At 41.4% G+C, this 17,033-nt stretch carries 14 protein-coding genes and 2 pseudogenes; 14 read left to right on the top strand and 2 right to left on the bottom strand.

Going from position 1 to position 17,033, the window contains the following annotated elements; all coding sequences use genetic code 11:
• Nucleotides 1-18: 18 nt before the first annotated feature.
• The 6 genes from DRED_RS17490 to DRED_RS17470 all read left to right on the top strand — a co-directional run bounded on the left by DRED_RS17490 (nt 19) and on the right by DRED_RS17470 (nt 6,873).
• Nucleotides 19-1,272, top strand: coding sequence for a UDP-N-acetylglucosamine 1-carboxyvinyltransferase (locus DRED_RS17490; RefSeq protein ID WP_011879579.1), 1,254 nt, complete (start codon nt 19-21; stop codon nt 1,270-1,272).
• An 81-nt stretch (nt 1,273-1,353) separates the two neighbouring features.
• On the top strand, nt 1,354-1,836 hold the full coding sequence (gene rlmH / locus DRED_RS17485) for a 23S rRNA (pseudouridine(1915)-N(3))-methyltransferase RlmH (protein ID WP_011879578.1): 483 nt from the start codon (nt 1,354-1,356) through the stop codon (nt 1,834-1,836).
• Between the two features lie 545 nt (nt 1,837-2,381).
• On the top strand, nt 2,382-2,546 hold the full coding sequence (locus DRED_RS18915; RefSeq protein WP_156779699.1) for a hypothetical protein: 165 nt from the start codon (nt 2,382-2,384) through the stop codon (nt 2,544-2,546).
• Nucleotides 2,547-2,822: 276 nt separating this feature from the next.
• A complete protein-coding gene (nuoE, locus tag DRED_RS17480) occupies nt 2,823-3,356 on the top strand; it encodes an NADH-quinone oxidoreductase subunit NuoE (protein ID WP_011879577.1) in 534 nt (177 codons plus the stop codon).
• Nucleotides 3,347-5,074, top strand: a complete 1,728-nt coding sequence (locus DRED_RS17475; RefSeq protein WP_011879576.1) for a NuoF family protein — start codon at nt 3,347-3,349, stop codon at nt 5,072-5,074. The genes nuoE and DRED_RS17475 overlap by 10 nt, the downstream gene beginning before the upstream one ends.
• A gap of 14 nt (nt 5,075-5,088) precedes the next feature.
• A complete protein-coding gene (locus DRED_RS17470; protein WP_011879575.1) occupies nt 5,089-6,873 on the top strand; it encodes an NADH-dependent [FeFe] hydrogenase, group A6 in 1,785 nt (594 codons plus the stop codon).
• 195 nt (nt 6,874-7,068) lie between these two features.
• Here the strand turns inward: DRED_RS17470 and DRED_RS17465 are convergent.
• Nucleotides 7,069-7,389 (bottom strand): annotated as a pseudogene (locus tag DRED_RS17465) (DMT family transporter); the annotation flags it as partial.
• A 234-nt stretch (nt 7,390-7,623) separates the two neighbouring features.
• Nucleotides 7,624-8,538 (bottom strand): choline kinase family protein, encoded by a 915-nt coding sequence (locus DRED_RS17460; RefSeq protein ID WP_011879573.1) that lies wholly within the window; start codon nt 8,536-8,538, stop codon nt 7,624-7,626.
• Between the two features lie 431 nt (nt 8,539-8,969).
• Between DRED_RS17460 and DRED_RS17455 the strand changes: the two genes are divergently transcribed.
• From DRED_RS17455 to DRED_RS17420, 8 genes and pseudogenes are all read left to right on the top strand, one after another.
• Nucleotides 8,970-11,411, top strand: coding sequence for a CehA/McbA family metallohydrolase (locus DRED_RS17455; protein ID WP_011879572.1), 2,442 nt, complete (start codon nt 8,970-8,972; stop codon nt 11,409-11,411).
• A gap of 366 nt (nt 11,412-11,777) precedes the next feature.
• On the top strand, nt 11,778-12,077 hold the full coding sequence (locus DRED_RS17450) for a BMC domain-containing protein (RefSeq protein WP_011879571.1): 300 nt from the start codon (nt 11,778-11,780) through the stop codon (nt 12,075-12,077).
• A 118-nt stretch (nt 12,078-12,195) separates the two neighbouring features.
• Nucleotides 12,196-13,284 carry a membrane protein gene (locus DRED_RS17445; protein ID WP_011879570.1) on the top strand — a complete coding sequence of 363 codons (1,089 nt, stop codon included), beginning with the start codon at nt 12,196-12,198 and terminating at the stop codon, nt 13,282-13,284.
• A gap of 4 nt (nt 13,285-13,288) precedes the next feature.
• Nucleotides 13,289-13,555 (top strand): hypothetical protein, encoded by a 267-nt coding sequence (locus DRED_RS17440; RefSeq protein ID WP_011879569.1) that lies wholly within the window; start codon nt 13,289-13,291, stop codon nt 13,553-13,555.
• Between the two features lie 105 nt (nt 13,556-13,660).
• Nucleotides 13,661-13,959, top strand: a pseudogene (locus DRED_RS17435) (BMC domain-containing protein).
• Between the two features lie 29 nt (nt 13,960-13,988).
• Nucleotides 13,989-14,279: a BMC domain-containing protein gene (locus tag DRED_RS17430; protein WP_011879566.1), complete on the top strand. Its 291-nt coding sequence runs from the start codon at nt 13,989-13,991 to the stop codon at nt 14,277-14,279.
• 55 nt (nt 14,280-14,334) lie between these two features.
• Nucleotides 14,335-15,834, top strand: coding sequence for an acetaldehyde dehydrogenase (acetylating) (locus DRED_RS17425; protein ID WP_011879565.1), 1,500 nt, complete (start codon nt 14,335-14,337; stop codon nt 15,832-15,834).
• A 13-nt stretch (nt 15,835-15,847) separates the two neighbouring features.
• Nucleotides 15,848-16,984: a 1-propanol dehydrogenase PduQ gene (locus DRED_RS17420; RefSeq protein ID WP_011879564.1), complete on the top strand. Its 1,137-nt coding sequence runs from the start codon at nt 15,848-15,850 to the stop codon at nt 16,982-16,984.
• The last annotated feature ends 49 nt before the right edge of the window (nt 16,985-17,033 follow it).

The following is a 17,033-nucleotide window of genomic DNA, read 5'->3' as shown; positions in this document are numbered from 1 at the left end:
ATTAGGAGGTCAAAACACTTGAGCAAACTCATAATAACAGGAGGACAACCGCTCCATGGAAAAATAAAGGTAAGTGGTGCAAAAAACGCTTCCCTCGCTATTTTATGCGGTGCATTATTGGCGCAGGATGAGGTTGTTTTAGATAACATTCCGGATATTAGCGATGTTCGTATTTTGTTAGAAATAATGGGAACCATGGGGGTAAAAGTCCGCTGGCTAGGAGAAGAATCTTTATCTCTAAAAAGCCCAGACCGGATTATTGAAGAAGCACCCTATGATTTGGTAAAGCAGTTAAGGGCATCCAACCTTTTATTGGGTCCTATGTTGACCCGTTATGGCAAAGCTTCGGTATCTTTACCCGGTGGGTGTAACATAGGTGTTCGTCCCATGGACTTGCATTTCAAAGGTCTCATGGGCCTTGGTGCGGAAATGAATTTGGAACGGGGTACCATACAGGGAAAAACCGGACGACTTACTGGGGCCAGGGTTTATTTAGACTTTCCCAGCGTAGGTGCCACCGAAAACATTATGATGGCTGCTTGCTTAGCCGATGGCCAGACCATTATTGAAAATGCTGCTAAAGAGCCTGAAATTGTAGATTTAGCTAACTTCTTAAACGCTCTGGGTGCTAAGGTTCGTGGAGCAGGAACTGATTTAATTAAAATTGAAGGGATGACTCACTTAAAGGGTGGTCGTTACACTGTTATCCCTGACAGGATTGAAGCAGGAACCTTTATGGTGGCTGCGGCAGCTACCCGGGGTGAAGTTTTGCTAGAAAATGTTATACCACGGCATTTGGAACCCTTAACTGCAAAATTGCGGGAAGCGAATATAGAAGTAGAAGTTAGTGAAGACACCATTCTGGTTAATGCAACGGATGTTCAGACAAAAAGCATTGATATTAAAACCATGCCCTATCCGGGCTTTCCCACAGATATGCAGTCTCAAATGATGTCCTTCCTAGCAACTGTGTCCGGAACCAGCATTATTGTTGAAAATATCTTTGAAAATCGTTTTAGGGTTGCTGATGAATTAAAATGCATGGGTGCTAACATAAAGGTCGAAGGGCGCATGTCTGTTATTGAAGGAGTACCCTCCCTACAGGGAGCCAAGGTTAAGGCCTCAGACCTACGGGCTGGTGCTGCACTTGTTATCGCTGGACTCATGGCCAATGGGGATACTGAATTGAGTAATGTTCACTATATTGACCGTGGCTACACCAACCTTGAGCAAAAACTAACCTCCCTTGGTGCCCTTATCCGAAGAGCATAGGCAACTAAATTATGGTTAAACTAATAGAGGGCGTGCCTTGGGTACGCCCTTATTTCATCTTTGAGTATTCAGGAGATAAATATGATAAAAATTAGCATTTTATGTGTAGGAAAACTTAAGGAAAAGTATTTGGCGGAAGGAATCAAAGAATATTTAAAACGACTGACTCCCTATGCCAAAGTAGATATAAGCGAAGTGCCCGATGAGCCCTGTCCGGAAAATGCCCCAATGGCCATTGAAGAGCAGGTACGCCAGAAGGAAGCAGATAAGCTAGCAAAAAAGCTGCGACCTGGTACCTTCTTGGTGGTGTTGGATCTGAAGGGAAAAATGTTGTCATCCGAAGATATGGCCGGAAAAATACAAGACCTAGCCCTTTCTGGAAAAAGTGATTTAACCTTTATAATTGGAGGGTCCATTGGTCTGGCTCCTTCCCTGGTTGAGCGGGCGAACTTGCTTTTGGCTCTATCCAATCTCACCTTTCCCCACCAATTGGTGAGGTTGTTGTTAATGGAACAGATTTATCGTTGGTTTAAGATTATACATAATGAACCGTACCATAAGTAACGGCGAAAAGTGGTTTTGTTAAGTGTTTTATAAGGTTTAATAATGTAGGGTAAATTTTTCCAGCTTATTATTGTAAAGAAGATAAACAATTTTTAATTTGTGGATGATTCTAAGATTATCGGAGGTTAAAGACAAGTTCAGGTAATAAAATAAAGTGCTGGTCATAGGAGAATTGTCTCTACGATCGGCACTTTTATTATTGTATAAATTGTACCAAATTTCAAAAGCAAGAAAGAACTGTATCTCTGTGTTTTGGACCGATTACCGATAAGTACAAGGTGTTGGAGGCGGTTATTTGAAAAAGTCCCGCTGAAAGAAGAAATGGATCGTGGTCAGGCCTTTGAGTTGATCATGTGTACTTGGCTTCCAGGACATCGACAAAACAAAGCTCATGGTTGTCGGGGGCAAAGGTTTAAACTTGGGGGAATTGTCAATTGGTATTGTGAAGTCTTATTGTACCAAGTCCTAAAAAACTATAAAAACATCTTTTTTCTGCACATTATCATTGTTTATGAATATTATGGTAAAAAAAGGGAGTGATTTTTATGGCATTTGGATTTGGACCTTTTTTTAGACCCCCCTTTTTCAGGCCTCCGTTCTTTATTAGGCCACCCTTCTTCAGACCGCCATTCTTTTTTAGGCCGCCTTTCATTGGTGCAGATCAAAAAGGAATACCTCCTGTAAACAAAGCACCAAAGAAAAAGCTGTAACTTTAAGCACCCCCGGCATCCGTTGCCGGGGGTGCCATTTTTGCGGTAGATTTATAATTTTCAACATTAAATTAGCTTTGGTGCAGAATGTGGTGGCAATGAAAAAATATGTAAGATAACTTACCGGCAGAAAATTTAAACCGGTGAGGAGTTTTTTTATACAAACATTTTTAAATGTATAAAAATGTTTGGCTTTAAAAGCTGTATTAAAGTTCCCCTTCCTTGGAATTATCTATAGGAGATGCATTTATAATTTTGGAAAAGTTGGTGATTGTTATGACAAAACCTCAGGAAATTGATGTTATGGAACCTGTAGAGCAAGAATTCCCGAAGGAGAAATATGATGAACTTGAATCTTTTATAAACAGCCTGGAGACTACCAAAGGTGCTCTAATTGAAATCCTTCACAAAGCGCAGCATATTTTCGGATATCTCCCGAGAGATGTGCAGCTTTTTATTGCCCGCAAGCTGGGTATTCCCGGTGCAGAAGTTTATGGAGTAGTAAGTTTTTATTCCTACTTCACTACAAAACCCAGTGGAAAACATACCATCAGTGTTTGCATGGGAACGGCCTGCTTTGTGCGGGGAGCAGATAAAATCGTTGAAAAGTTTAAAGAAAGGCTTGGAATTGAGTCCAATGAAACTACGGAGGATGGGCTGTTTACCATCAAGGATGTCCGCTGTATCGGCGCTTGCGGCCTGGCGCCTGTGGTCATGGTGGATGACAAGGTTTATGGAAGGGTTAAGGTAGAGGATGTCGATGATATTATAAATATTTATCGCCGGAAAGGAGCAGAGGTATGCAGATAAGATCCCTGGAGGAGTTAAATAAAATAAAGCAGAAATCTGCCGGCAAAATCGCACTAAGACTTCACCGGGATACTACAACAACCGGAAAAAATATTTTAGTCTGTGGTGGTACAGGGTGCCATGCAAACGAAAGTGATAAAATCATTAAAATCCTGGAAGCCCTTTTAAAATCCCGCGGAATGGCCGAGCAAGTTAAGGTGATCCGGACAGGCTGCTTTGGATTTTGTGAACAAGGGCCTATCATAAAAATTGAGCCAGATAATGTATTTTATGTCCGTGTAGGATTGAAGGATGCCAAGGCCATTGTAGAGGAGCATATTGTCAATGGCAGATGGGTAGAGAGACTCCTGTATGAGGATCCCCAAAAAAAGGAAAAAGTAAATACGCAGGAAGAGATGACCTTTTACAAAAAACAGCTTCGAGTTGCGCTGCGAAATTGCGGGTTGATCAATCCGGAGGATATTTATGAATATATAGCGGTAGGCGGCTATGAAGCATTAGGAAAGGCTCTCACACAAATGTCCAGGGCTGAAGTCATCGAGATTGTAAAAAAATCAGGCCTGCGCGGCCGAGGCGGCGGCGGGTTCCCCACTGGGCTTAAATGGGAAATTACCAGCAAGCAGGAAGATGAAGAGAAGTTTATCATCTGCAATGCGGATGAAGGAGATCCCGGTGCCTTCATGGATCGAAGCATCTTAGAAGGTGATCCCCATAGTGTAATAGAGGCAATGGCTATCGGTGCATATGCAATCGGCGCAGATAAGGGGATTGTCTATATTCGTGCGGAATACCCTCTGGCCATCTCCCGGCTGACGACAGCTCTGCGACAGGCAAGGGAACTGGGGGTTTTGGGGAAAGGGATTTTTGGAACAAGCTTTAATTTTGATGTTAGGCTTAAATATGGGGCAGGTGCCTTTGTCTGCGGAGAAGAAACCGCACTTATTAACTCCTGCGAAGGAAAGCGTGGCGAGCCTAATTACAAGCCGCCATATCCGGCTGAAGAGGGCTATTGGGGACATCCAACTTGTGTAAACAATGTGGAGACCTTCGCTAATATTCCGGTGATTATGACTAGGGGAGCAGAGTGGTTTGCCTCAATAGGAACGGAAAAAAGTAAGGGTACAAAGGTCTTTGCCCTTGCAGGTAAAATCAATAATGTGGGCTTGGTAGAAGTACCAATGGGAATTACCTTCCGTGAAATTATTTTTGACATTGGGGGAGGTATTCCTCATGGGAAAAAGTTTAAAGCTGTACAGACCGGAGGCCCCTCTGGCGGGGTAATTACAGAAAAGGGACTAGATACACCCATTGATTATGACAGCCTTTTGGAGATAGGCTCCATGATGGGTTCTGGCGGCATGATTGTCATGGACGAAGATGACAATATGGTCAACATAGCGAAGTTTTATCTTGAGTTTACCATGGATGAGGCCTGTGGCAGGTGTGTACCGGGACGCATAGGTACCAAAAGGCTTTTTGAAATGCTCCATAAAATAACATCCGGCAAGGCTACTATGGCAGACATAGATGCCTTGAAGCAACTGGCCTACATGGTAAAGGACAGTTCCCTGTGTGGACTCTGTCAAACAGCTCCCAATCCAGTTATCAGTACTATGAAACACTTCTGGCATGAATATTTGGCGTTTGTCGAGGATGTAGATCATCCCCAGGGAGAGGGAAGGTATATTCCTAAAAATAAAATTGGCTTGAAATCATAAGGGGAGGTGTAAAAATGCCGGATAACCAGGATAATCATGAAAATAAAAGAAAGATACATGTCAGTATCAATGACCAGGAGTTGACTGTACCCGAAGGAATAACCATTCTAGAGGCAGCCCATGAAGCGGGTGTCAAAATCCCTACTTTGTGCCATCTAGACCTGCATGACTTTCAATTATACAATAAAACTGCTTCCTGCAGAGTGTGTATGGTGGAACTGGTAGATGCAAGGAATAATCGAAATAAACTAGTACCCTCCTGTGTTACCAAAGTACAAGAGGGAATGATGGTACGGACCGACACCATCCGGGCTATCCAAGCTAGAAGAATGGCAGTGGAACTGCTTTTATCCAACCACCCTAATGAATGTTTCACATGTCCCAAAAACCTGGAATGTGAGCTGCAGGCCCTTGCAGATGAACTGAATGTAAGAAAGATTCGTTGGGAAGGTGAAAGGATGGACTATCCTAAGGATATGTCCAGCGATGCTATTGTTAAGGATGCCAACAAGTGTATCTATTGCAGGCGCTGTGAGACTGCATGCAATGAGGTGCAGACCTGTGGAATTCTTTCAGGCATCGGACGTGGCTTTAATGCTTTTGTTGGTCCCTTTGCCAATATCCCCATGGTGGAGTCTTCTTGTACCTACTGCGGACAATGCGTAATGGTTTGTCCCACAGCAGCCCTTACCGAGGTCTATCACACCGATAAGGTTTGGGAAGCCATCAATGATCCTGATAAGCATGTGATAGTCCAAACTGCCCCTGCAGTACGTGTTGCACTGGGAGAACTTTTCGGCATGGAAGCCGGGACCGTTGTTACTGGTAAAATGGTAACTGCTCTCAAACGTATGGGATTTGATGAAGTATTTGATACGGATTTTGGAGCAGACCTTACTATAATGGAGGAGGCATCGGAGCTTATTTATCGCCTCAAAAACAATAAAACATTACCAATACTGACAAACTGCTGTCCCGCCTGGGTCAAGTTTATTGAGCACCAATTTCCAGAGTTGATTCATGTTCCTTCTACCTGTAAGTCACCACACATTATGTTTGGCACCATTGCCAAAACTTATTATGCAGAGAAAAATGGGTTGGATCCTGACAATATTGTGGTAGTATCGGTGATGCCCTGTATAGCCAAAAAAGCAGAGGCAAAACGGCCGGAACTTACGAAGGACGCACATAACAATGTGGATATTGTTATTACAACCCGTGAATTGGGAGCTATGATCAAGGAAGCCGGAATTGAATTTGTCAAACTGCCGGATAGCGAATTTGACAGTCCACTGGGAGAATCAACTGGTGCATCAGTTATATTTGGTACTGCCGGGGGAGTCATTGAAGCCGCCCTCCGTACCGCTTCTGAATGGATGACAGGTAAACCCCTTGATAGGGTTGAGTTTGAGGAGTTAAGGGGAATGGAAGGTGTTCGTAGGGCTACTGTAAAAATTGGTGATCAGGAGCTTAAAATAGGAATTGCCAGCGGTCTGGGTAATGCGCGGCATATTCTAGAGGATATTAGGGATGGAAGAGCCGATTATCATGCCATTGAAATCATGGCTTGCCCCGGTGGCTGTATTGCTGGAGGGGGACAACCTTACCACCATGGTAACCATGAGATTATCAAAAAACGCAGAGAAGCTATTTATGAAGAGGATAGAAGGAAAAAAGTAAGAAAATCTCACGAAAATAAAGAGATACTGGAGCTTTATAAGAATTACCTGGGAGAGCCCTTTGGCAAACTGGCACATGAACTTCTCCATACTCATTTTGAGGAAAGAGAAAGAATTTAGATTGAGCGACAACAGTTTATATAGTATTGGCAGTTGATTATTATAGTGGGAAAGAGATAATTCAAAGGATAGAATTATCTCTTTTTTGTTTGTTGGAATCATACCAGTAATCATTCTTTAACTATTGTTTATCCGTTAGTTTGAAAAGTTATTGCTATTTTCATTAACTTGATAATCCGTATTAGCAGACTCACTATGTCCGGGTCCATAAAGATTTAATATTATAACCCCAACAATAATTAAGGAAATTCCTGTAATACTGGCAATATTTACCCGTTCCTGCCAGATTAAAATTGAGATGATGACAGTTGCTATTGTTCCTAAACCAGACCAGATGGCATAGGCTAAATTTAATGGGATTGTTTTAAGTGATAAAGACAAAAAGAAAAAAGCTAAGGAAAAACTTACAAGCAACCCCAAAGTAGGGAATAGCTTTGAAAAACCTGCAGAAGCTTTAAGTAGGGATGTCCCAATAAGTTCACATAAGATTGCCAGTATTAAGTATAGATAAGCCATTATTTATCATCCTCCTGTAGCCAGCTTATCAATTCAAATATAAGCCTCAACCCTTTTATAATGCGGGTTGAAGCTTGCTCAGCTTTTGGCGCATCAGAGAATATATAACTTTCTGATATCTATAAGGGGTAAACTAAAACTGACGCCAAAAGCCCTCATGCCCTTTAGGGTATGGCGTCAGCCAATTTGTCGGTTGGTCTAGCAGCCAAGAATCTAGCTAAGAAAAAAGGAGGTTTAACTCATGACCATGTTGGCAATGGAACAATGGGGTGATTTGGTCATTGCTTTGATGTTTTTCCGAAAGCGTTCATATCTAATACAGCAGTATTCAAGAAAGTCATCGCCATTGTAATGTCTGATTAAAGCCCAGGCTGTCCAGAGTAAATCTTGTGCCATCATAAAGCTTTTTATTTTTAATTCTTCCGTAGGGGTCAGTGGATGGCTGAAGTAGCTCTGAATTAAATGGTTGATAGCTTCTACTGATAGTTTGGATTCAAGAATGTAGGCTGCCACATCCCAACAGGGATCGTTCATTCCAGAATATTCCCAGTCTATAAGATATGTTCTGCCGGTGTCGTCAATAATAAAGTTTTCAGGTACTGTGTCATTGTGACAGGGGGCTAAGATTGTACTTTTAATGTTTTTTTGGACAAAAGTGATTAATTGTTCCTTTAGGGTTGTGTAATCAAAGAAAAAGTCGCCACGTTGTTGTTGGATAATCCGTTCGTATTTAGACAATTCTGTTTGCCAATCAAAACAGTTTAAAAAATGTTTTGGGAATGAATGTATTTTTTTCATTATATCGGAAACAGATTCCAGGTTTTGTGGGGAACTAGGATCAGCCTGAGCCATGTTTTGGCTATTTTTTATGTGTATGCTTATTTTGACTCCGCTATTTTCGTCAAAGTAAATGCAATCAGAGTTCACGCCGAACTCTGAGGCAATATTATTATTGACCCTTTCAATTTTCCGATCAATAATCTGTTCCGTCATGCCACCGGGTTGTCTAACAACATATTCGATGCCCTTAATGTTCATTATGTAGTTGTAATTGGTAAGTCCCCCGGCAAAGCGGGATTTGTCGAATACAATGCTTTCATCGTGAAAAGCCTGGCACAGCTTTTCTTGGACTAATTCTTCCATTCTCATATATAACTCCACCAAGAATACTAACTTGGATTTTAGGATTATTGTTAATATACTTTAGCAAAAAAAAATAACAAAATCAATGCATGGGCTGACATATTAGGACTAACCCTGCATTGGATTTATATTTTGAAGGTTGTTTCAGCCACTGTATTATTATAGGGACAGCTTTTTACGTTAGAGATAGCTCAACTTGGAAAGAGAAACTAGTCTCGATTTTTTAAAAAATATCTTTAGTACAATAACCAATTTCAATAAGATTTAACAATGTCAATTTTGTATTAATTTTCCAAAAAAATCTCTTTAGTACAATGGCTAATTTTACTAAGATATAATAATCCTTATTTATATATTGATTTTTCAAAAAAAACGTTTTCGTATACGATATTATAAATTAACGAATTGTCAAATAATTAAACGGGAGGGGTATAGCTATGAATTTTAAGAAAACAAAATTATTTGCATTATTTAGTGTTTGTGCATTGTGTTTAGTGTTATTAGCTACACCAGCTATGGCAGAGGTTGGAATTATTAATGGTCCTACACCAATTGATCAAGGTATGGCTATGCACAAAGATGATTTCACAATCTACAATGATAAAATTGCAGCTTCATTTGCGGTGGGAACAAATAACTACTGGAATATGACAAATGGAAGTATCCTTGACGTTGCCGTTATGAAAAATGGAAAATTCGGAGTCGATTTAGTTAACGATATTGAGTTCTTAAATGATTTTTGGACAGCTACAGGCTCATTTAATAATGAAAATTTACTAAAAGTACCAGCAAAAGATATTACATACAAAAAAGATAACAAGAAAGTCGTTGTTACTGCTAAAACAAGATATTGGACAGCAGGACATAAATTACCTTTAAATGTTACCATTGAGTATACATTAGAAGATGGTAAAAATTATATTGGATTAAAAACAACAGTTGAAAATCCTCAAGGAAATGATTCCTATGAAAACTTATATAGTGGCTATTCCATCAGTACATTAGCAGCTAACATGTTTGGTCCATTTGGATACTATCCAGACAAAAAAACAACAGGTATTAGAATAGGTGCCGACAAAGAAGTAAATGAAAAATTCGGAAACTTTGTTGTAACTTATGGTAAAGATTATGCCGTTTCCGTACAATTAGATGGTGCAAATTCATATAAAGGTTCAAGTGGATATAAGGATGTTTACATTAACCGTACAATCGAACCAGGAAAAACCTATGTTTATACAGGAGAAATTTTAGTTTCCGATAAGGGTGAAACCACACCAATTATTGAACGTTGCATAGAAAAAGATACAATAATTCAATCTGCCACGGTAAAAGGTACAGTTAAAGACAGTAAGGGAAATGCTGTAAAAAATGCTTATGTAATTGTAAACAAAAAAGGTACATATAAAGAAACTGTAAAATCACATGGAGCAGATATAGTTAAAAAGGATATTATGCAACCCTTGGTTTGGGAACTTACAGATGAAAAAGGTAACTTTGAATTTAAATTACCAAAAGATGAATATCAAATTTATGCTGAAGCTAAAGGATATACTCCTTCAGATGCGCAAGCTGTAAATTTAACAGCAGATTCAAGTTTAAACTTTACAGTTAAGGAAGGAGCTAAGGCTGTTATTACAGCTTTAAATGAGAAGGACGAACCTATTGACTTTAAAATTCAAGTGTCAGGGGTTAAATCATCAGTTAAATCTCTTGGTGGTACTGTATTCTTTTCAGATCCAAAAACACATAAAGCTGAATTTGACGTAGCTGCCCCTAAAACACCAGTTACTTTTACAGCAACTTTTGGAAGTGAATATGAATCTCAACCAGTTGAGTTTACAGCAACAATTAAACCAGGTGAAACTTTTACACAAAAGTTTGTAATTCCTACCTTAGTAGATACTGCTTCTAAAAAATGGTATTGCGCAGATAATCATCAGCATTCAGATAAGGGTGATGGCGCAACACCTATTGGAGAATTATATAAAGCTCAAATTGCTGCCAAGTTGGATCTTAATATTGTATCTGACCATGATTCAGTTGGAAATAATGCTAAACTTGCTGCTCTAGCAAAAGAAGGAAATAGACCCTTTATTTCCAGCATGGAAGTTTCTCCAGGTTGGGGACATTGGGGTATTTTAGGTATGGACTATACAAAAGACCCAATTTCAGCGAACTTTACACCAGCGGAAATTATCAAAGCAGGACATGATATGGGTGCATTAGTAGTTGTTAACCATCCTTATTCAGATTATGGTTTCTTTAAAAACAGAGCTGGAGTTAGGGGTGGCTATGATAAGGGTAGTGAAGATTTTGATTTTCTTGAATTACAGTCAACAATTAACTTAACAGATGCAAAAAATATGGATAAATTAGCATTAGATGCTGCAATGGGTTACTGGAATAAAGGTATCAAAAAATATTTAAGCGCTGGTTCAGACCAGCACGATGTAACATCAGGGTTATATCCTGGTATAATTAGAATTTATGCTTACATTGATGGTAATGTTACAACTGAAAATTACCTTAAAGCATTAAAAGAAGGTCATGCTTATGTAACAATGGGACCTATCTTTACACCAGCACCAAATACAATGTTTGGTTCAACACAGCAGGTAAAAGCTGACGGACAATATACATTAGATACAGAAATTCAAGCTGTCAATGGCTTAACTCGTATTGATGTTTACAGCGAAGGTAAGGTTATTGCATCAAAAGAGTTTAATAATACAAAAGATGCTGTTAAGTATACATTAAATGTAAAACCAACAAAGAACACATGGTATAGTTTTGTTGCCGTTGACGGAAAAGGACATTATGCAGTTACAAATCCTGTTTGGGTAAATGTTACAGGTGCTTCAAAAACATCTATGCAATAGGTGCTATGTATATTAGATATTAAATAATGTATAGATATAGTATTCGTACTATATAAAAAGGCGAAAAAATAACAGATATGGCATGAAGCCTAATCTGTTATTTTTTTTATGGCAAAATCTGATTAAAGTGTGCATTAGTGAATTTTAAAGTTCTATCCCAATTATACAAAAAAGTCATTTTATTACAATAACCAAATTTTTCTAGATAGAATAATGCTAATTATGTATATTTATTTTTCAAAAAAATTCTTTCTACATACGATATTATAAAAGTACAAATTATCTAACAAATTATCGGGTGATGAAAACAAGATAATAGTGACAATCCCTGGAAGTCTAAGATCTATAGAAAGAGGAGTTGTTTCGATGGAATACTTTGGAGAAGAAGCATTGGGCCTTATTGAAACAAGAGGTATGGTCCCGGCAATTTATGCAGCGGATGTCATGTGTAAAACTGCTGACGTTACTCTTGTTTCCTATGAAAATATAGGTTCCACGCTGGTCACGGTCATGGTTAAAGGCGATGTGGCAGCAGTGAGGTCAGCTGTAGAAAGTGGTGCAGCAGCGGCAGCAGCCATTGGCGAACTGACAGCCGCCCATGTCATGCCGCGCCCCATCAGCCGGGTAGGCAAGATTGTTTCGAAACATGACATCGATGCGGAATAGACATTGACTATTTTGGAAGGAGAATCCGCGTAGAGAAAAATGACGCATTGGGGTTCATATATCATGGTGAGTAGTGGAACAGCGGCCTAATCAAAACTAAATGAAAAGGAGTTTTTCTATGAACAACACTTTATCCTCTGCGAATGCAACTGCGGTTGCTGAGAAAAAAAAGCTATCATCTAATTTTTTTAAAAAGGGAGTTACCGTCGCTATTCTTTCCGGCATGTTTTACGGTCTTTATTCCGCATTTTTGACCTTGGGTATGGCGAATGGAGTCTGGGCGGACTGGTATGGTGTAAATAATGCCGCTCTGTCAGCCTTTGTGATTACGTACATGCTCGGGGCGCTGGGGAGTGCGCTGAACGACACCATCAGTGCCCTTTGGTGCATCGGGATTGCCGCTTTCAAAGGAAAGCTGGGCGACTTCTTCAGGACGCTGAAAACAAAACCGGGCAGAGTGATGGTCTTTGCCGCCCTGCTGGGAGGACCGATTGCCAGCACCGCATATGTTGTTGCCCTTCAAATGGCTGGTTCTATCGTAATTCCAATCACTGCTCTTTGTCCTGCCATCGGGGCAATCATGGCCAGAATCTTATTCAAGCAAAAGCTGACTCCTCGTATGCTGCTTGGTATTGCAATCTGCTTCACCGCTGCTCTGATGATCGGCAGCACCAGCATGAGTGCCGATGCGCCGCCAAACCTACTTCTCGGAATCTGTATCGCTTTCATCTGTGCCTTCTGCTGGGGTCTGGAAGGCTGTATTGCAGGTTACGGAACTTCCATGATCGACTACGAGATTGGGATTACCATCCGTCAGAGCACGTCCGGTCTTTCCAATCTGATTATCCTGGTTCCGATTATGGCGATGTTGGCGGGAAATATTGGCCTGGCTCCTTCACTGGTGGTACAAGCCGTTACCAGCGGACCTGCCATCATTTGGTTTGTGGTCAGCGGCTTTTTTGCCGTATTCGCCTACAGCCTATGGTATAAGGGTAACAGCATGTGCGGCGCTGCGCTCGGGATGGCCTGTAACGGCGCTTATTCCTTCTGGGGACCGTTTTTCTGCTGGCTGGTGCTCGGCGTATTTGTCGGTATGGAAGGCTGGACTCTGCCGCCTATCGCATGGGCAGCCGCGATCGTGATGGCGTTCGGTATTTTGACCATTGCAACGAATCCCTTAGACCTATTCAGAAGGAAGGGGGCATAAGCCAATGAAACCACTGAATTACGCTATTTTAAAGCATTTTACAAAGGTGAAGGAAGCCTGTGCTGACGACGTGATCGAAGCGTTAAAAGGTGAATACGGCCATTTCAAAGCATTGAAAAAACCAGCTGTCATTGAAGCCATTATGACAGGTGAGGCCAATGGACTCCTGGAGGAAACAAGATACGAGCTTGATGAAAAGGGAGAACTGAAAGTATATTACCGCGCCCATGAAGAAGGAGCGGCAACCATAAACAAGTACATCCCCAATTAGTCATAGTTCTTTTTTGGGGCAGGGACGGCATTTGCGAGTGGTTCCTGACTGAAGTTGAATAAGTGGGTTGACTAGTGGAGTAATGCGAAAATAGGAGCTGTTTCGATGGAATACTTTGGAGAAGAAGCATTGGGCCTTATTGAAACAAGAGGTATGGTCCCGGCAATTCATGCAGCGGATGTCATGTGTAAAACTGCTGACGTTACTCTTGTTTCCTATAAAATATAGGTTCCACGCTGGTCACGGTCATGGTTAAAGGCGATGTGGCAGCAGTGAGGTCAGCTGTAGAAAGTGGTGCAGCAGCGGCAGCAGCCATTGGCGAACTGACAGCCGCCCATGTCATGCCGCGCCCCATCAGCCGGGTAGGCAAGATTGTTTCGAAACATGACATCGATGCGGAATAGACATTGACTATTTTGGAAGGAGAATCCGCGTGGAGAAAAATGATGCATTGGGGTTCATAGAAACTTTTGGCTTGGTTTCAGTGCTAGAAGCTGCGGATGCCATGTGCAAGGCTGCGGATGTTGAATTGATTGGTTATGAAAATGTGGCTTCTGGTTATATTTCCGTCGTGGTTCGTGGTGACGTGGGAGCGGTGAAAGCGGCTGTAGAGGCGGGTATCAAAGAAGCCAGCAAGGTGGGGAAGATCTATAGCTCCCTTGTTATTGCCAGGCCGCATCCGGATATAGAAAAGATTATCGCCAGATACTCTCTTGACTATTAAACAACGCATTTGTTAAGCCTAATTCTGCCAGCGGAAAGGAGGGAGTGACTGAGATATGAATAGAATTGACAATGATTTACTCTCCGTCCAAGAGGCTCGGATTCTTGTGGAAAACGCCCGGGAAGCACAAAAGATACTGGCAACTTTTCCTCAGGAAAAACTAGATAAAATTGTTGGTCATATGGCTGAAGCAGTGTATAAGCAGGCCAAAGAACTTGCCATTATGTCCCACAAAGAAACAGGATTTGGTAAATGGCAGGACAAGCTTGTCAAAAATATTTTTGCCAGTGATTTTCTCTATAAGAAAATCAGGGACATGAAAGTTGTCGGTATTATTGGCGAAGACAAAGAAAACAAAACCATGGATATTGGCGTACCCGTTGGAGTGATTGTCGCGCTGCCTCCTTCAACCAACCCTGCATCCACTACAATATATAAAGCGCTGCTTGCCATAAAATCAGGTAATGCTATTGTTTTTTCTCCTCATCCTAAGGCCAAAAAAACCATTGGCAAAGTGCTTGATATACTGATACGGGCGGCTGAAGCAAGTGGATTGCCAAGTGGCGCCATCGGATATTTGCGAACACTGGCCACTGACGGTACGGTTGCCTTGATGAACCACAAAGACACATCGCTTATTCTGGTTACGGGTGTGCCCAAGATGGTCAGGGCAGCGCATGCCTCCGGGAAACCGACCATTTATGGCGGCCCGGGTAACGGACCCGCCTTTATTGAACGTTCAGCCGACATAAAAAAGGCCGTAGCAGATATTATTGCCAGCCGAACCTTCGATAATGGAATTGTCTCAGCTTCGGAACAATCCATTGTTGCAGAGGACTGTATTGCCGATGAAGTAAGACAAGAGCTTAGGAGAAAGGGAGCTTATTTCTTGTCAGTCTTGGAATCGGAAAGGCTCAGTAAGTTTTTTTTCCATCGTGATGGCAGTATAAATCCGGAAATTGTCGGAAAATCGGCTATAGAGTTGGCACGGCGAATCGGCCTGTGTGTTCCTGAAGATACCAAAGTATTGATTTCAGAACAAAAATATGTGTCTCCCACCAATCCTTATTCAAGAGAAAAACTTTGCCCGGTTCTGGCATTTTACGTAGAAAAGGACTGGATGAATGCCTGTGAAAAATGCATAGAATTGCTTGTAAATGAGGGTCGGGGACATACCTTGGTTATTCACTCGAATAATGAGAATGTGATTCGAGAATTTGCCATAAAAAAACCAGTATCAAGAGTGCTGGTGAATACTCCCGCCACATTAGGGGGTATTGGAGCGACAACCAATCTCTTTCCGGCATTAACCTTGGGTTGCGGCGCAGCAGGTGGTGGGTTTACTTCTGATAATGTCTCGCCAATGAACTTAATTAATATCCGAAAAGTCGGCTATGGTGTGCGGCAGTTGGAGGATATAACCAATGGTGTGCACCTGGCAGAAGTTGCTGAAACAAGCGGGACGAGTTGCTCCGTCAATCAGAGTTCCATTGAAAGCACGCATGATTTGAAAGAGTTGCTTGAAAAATTACTTGAGCAACTTAAGTACAATTGAGGTGGCAGCGGTATTGAAAACATTTGTCATTAAACCCAAGATTTATTTTAATGAGGGATCCATGGAATTTCTCAAAGAAATCAAAGGCTCCTGTGCGTTTATTGTTTCTGATTCTATTATGGAGAAGTTAGGCTACCTCCAAAAAACTATAGATTATCTCAATGAAACAGGGATAAAGTCTACTATTTTTACGGAAGTACGCCCTGACCCAGATGTAAAAGTCATTGCCGCAGGTATGAAGAGATACCTGGAAACCCAAGCAGATACCATCGTTGCTTTGGGTGGGGGCTCTGTCATTGATGCTGCCAAGGGCATTATATATTCCTTGTGGCAGTTCAGAAAAGCCGCCGGGGAGGAATTCAAGAAACCACTATTTATTGCCATTCCTTCCACAAGTGGTACTGGATCTGAAGTGACTAATTTCTCCGTCATTACTGCGGAAGGTGAAAAGGTGTGCATTGTAGATGAGTGGATGGCTCCGGATATAGCCATACTTGATTCCACTTGTATCCAGCATGTTCCCCAGCCTGTGGTGGCAGATACTGGTATAGATGCTTTGGTACATGCCATCGAGGCCTATGTTTCTACGGAGGCAACCATTTGTACAGATGCCCTTGCGGAGAAGGCAGTCCAATTAATTTTTGAGAATCTCAAGACTTTATACAACGACACGAACAATTCCTGTGCCAGAGAACGTATTCAAAAGGCATCTTGCTTAGCGGGTATGGCTTTTACAAATGCGAGTCTGGGGATCAACCACAGCTTAGCCCATGCTTTGGGAGCAACTTTTCATATTTCCCACGGACGGTCCAATGCGCTCCTACTGAGCGCAGTCATTGAATATAATGCTAATTTGAACAGCAATGACAGTAGATATGTAGCTGAAAAATACGCAAAATTGGCCGCTGCGATGCAACTGCCTGCTCGGACGTATCGGGAAGGAACGATAAATTTCATGCAGGCCGTCAAGGATTTGAAAAAATCCCTGGGCATTCCCAAGGGCATTCGAGAGTTGGGAATTGATAAAAGTAAATTTGAGAATGAACTGGACAAAATGGTTGATCTAGCCCTCCATGATCGGTGTACCCCCACCAATCCTAGAAAACCGTCCAGAGAAGATCTGATCGGTATCTATCAAAAATCATTTTAAGATATCAATTAGAAACTTATCCTGCTGAATTAAGTAAGAAGGAGGAAAG

The sequence above is a fragment of the Desulforamulus reducens MI-1 genome (assembly GCF_000016165.1).
GTDB lineage: Bacteria > Bacillota > Desulfotomaculia > Desulfotomaculales > Desulfotomaculaceae > Desulfotomaculum > Desulfotomaculum reducens.
This window is presented reverse-complemented; position numbering and strand designations above follow the sequence as displayed.

Bases quoted from the DNA above. Each gene is read 5' to 3' on its own strand.
- DRED_RS18915 (WP_156779699.1), top strand. From the start codon at position 2,382: ATGGCATTTGGATTTGGACCTTTTTTTAGACCCCCCTTTTTCAGGCCT.
- rlmH (WP_011879578.1), top strand. From the start codon at position 1,354: ATGATAAAAATTAGCATTTTATGTGTAGGAAAACTTAAGGAAAAGTAT.
- DRED_RS17440 (WP_011879569.1), top strand. From the start codon at position 13,289: ATGAAACCACTGAATTACGCTATTTTAAAGCATTTTACAAAGGTGAAG.
- DRED_RS17470 (WP_011879575.1), top strand. From the start codon at position 5,089: ATGCCGGATAACCAGGATAATCATGAAAATAAAAGAAAGATACATGTC.
- nuoE (WP_011879577.1), top strand. From the start codon at position 2,823: ATGACAAAACCTCAGGAAATTGATGTTATGGAACCTGTAGAGCAAGAA.
- DRED_RS17475 (WP_011879576.1), top strand. From the start codon at position 3,347: ATGCAGATAAGATCCCTGGAGGAGTTAAATAAAATAAAGCAGAAATCT.
- DRED_RS17455 (WP_011879572.1), top strand. From the start codon at position 8,970: ATGAATTTTAAGAAAACAAAATTATTTGCATTATTTAGTGTTTGTGCA.
- DRED_RS17450 (WP_011879571.1), top strand. From the start codon at position 11,778: ATGGAATACTTTGGAGAAGAAGCATTGGGCCTTATTGAAACAAGAGGT.
- DRED_RS17460 (WP_011879573.1), bottom strand. From the start codon at position 8,538: ATGAGAATGGAAGAATTAGTCCAAGAAAAGCTGTGCCAGGCTTTTCAC.
- DRED_RS17445 (WP_011879570.1), top strand. From the start codon at position 12,196: ATGAACAACACTTTATCCTCTGCGAATGCAACTGCGGTTGCTGAGAAA.
- DRED_RS17425 (WP_011879565.1), top strand. From the start codon at position 14,335: ATGAATAGAATTGACAATGATTTACTCTCCGTCCAAGAGGCTCGGATT.